At 46.5% G+C, this 271-nt stretch carries 1 protein-coding gene; it reads left to right on the top strand.

What is annotated here, in order from left to right; genetic code table 11:
- Positions 1-21: 21 nt before the first annotated feature.
- A partial coding sequence (locus ACPYOG_RS19585; protein ID WP_481295790.1) for a hypothetical protein occupies positions 22-271 on the top strand: 250 nt, incomplete at its 3' end.

Raw genomic sequence — 271 nt, 5'->3', positions numbered from 1 at the left:
GCATTGTTCTTATGCTCTGCCTTGGCTATTCAAGCCCAAGAATTAGTCTGGCAGAAAGACATCAAATCATCAACACAGGATTTTCTTTCCCAGATCACCACAACCATCGACCAGCAATATTTGATAACCGGCAGTTCTATCCCTTCGAGAACCTCAGGGACCACCCTTTCGAGAGCCTCAGGGGCCGTACAGCAAAACAATGGATACGACTATCATTTGATTAAGTTAAACCAGCAGGGCGAAGAGGTCTGGGAGAAGTATTTCTCGGGAC

The sequence above is a fragment of the Leifsonia sp. HAY1-4F genome, assembly GCF_056755275.1.
The sequence above is the reverse complement of the archived record's forward strand: the minus strand, read 5'-3'. Positions and strand labels throughout refer to the sequence as shown.